The sequence below is a fragment of the Rubidibacter lacunae KORDI 51-2 genome (assembly GCF_000473895.1).
Taxonomy (GTDB): domain Bacteria; phylum Cyanobacteriota; class Cyanobacteriia; order Cyanobacteriales; family Rubidibacteraceae; genus Rubidibacter; species Rubidibacter lacunae.
Map to the genome: position 1 here is coordinate 1 of NZ_ASSJ01000094.1, position 1,019 is coordinate 1,019.

Annotated in this window: 1 protein-coding gene; it reads left to right on the plus strand. The window is 62.5% G+C overall.

Translation table 11 applies throughout. The annotated features are described in order from the left end of the window. Window positions 1-1,019 (plus strand): Mu transposase domain-containing protein (locus tag KR51_RS16855; protein ID WP_022609368.1); only part of this gene is annotated, 1,019 nt, incomplete at both ends.

Consider the following 1,019-nt stretch of genomic DNA (forward strand, 5'->3'; position numbering starts at 1 on the left):
TTAGCGGAAGGACTGCAAAACGCCTTGCATGCCTCGGGAGGGAGTCCCAAACAGCACCGCACCGACAGTCTGAGCGCCGCCTATCGCAATCTGGGTGGCAAACGTCAAAAGCCCTTGACGCAGCTGTACGACGCCCTGTGCGACCACTACCGCATGGAACCGACGCGCAACAATCGGGGCGTGACGCACGAGAACGGCGCGATAGAGTCTCCCCACGGACATTTGAAAAACCGTATCGAACAAGCCATCTACCTGCGCGGCAGTGCCGATTTCCCGAGCGTGGAGGCCTATCAGGCAGTAGTGGCGGCGGCAGCAGAGGGGTTGAACCGCCAACACGCGGACAAGTTTGCCGCGGAGAGAGCGGCACTGCAGCCCCTGCCCAAATACCGGGTGCCGGACTACGAAATCCTGACGGCGCGGGTCAGCCGCCACAGCACCATCGAAGTGCGCTGCATCCTTTACACCGTCCCGTCCCGGCTCATCGGTCAGCGGGTCGAGCTGCACCTCTACCACGACCGCATTCTGGGCTTCTGGGGTCAAACCCAAGTCTTCGCCCTCACCCGGATGCGCGTCCAGGGGAACGGGAAACGTCGGGGACGCTGCATTGACTATCGCCACGTCATCGAGGGGTTGCGCCGGAAACCGCGAGCGTTGCTCTACTGCACCTGGCAAAAGGAGCTGTTACCCAACGAGCGCTATCGCCAGCTCTGGAATCAGCTCAAAACCGACTACGAGCGCGACCGGGCGGCCCGCTTGATGGTGGAAGCGCTTTACCAAGCAGCGACCCACGGCGAAGACCGGGTTGCCGATTACTTGGAACGGGAATTAGCCGCTGGCAGCCTCACGCCGCAGCGCCTGCAGGTCCAATTCCAATCCCAGCACCTCGCCTCGGTGCCGGCGCTCCAAGTCGAACAACATTCCCTGCACAGTTATGACCAACTCCTCTCCTCGGGAGGGAACGCCGCCGACCCCGACCCCGTTCCAGAGCCTGACGGTGCTGCTCAAGCAGATGCGCCTGA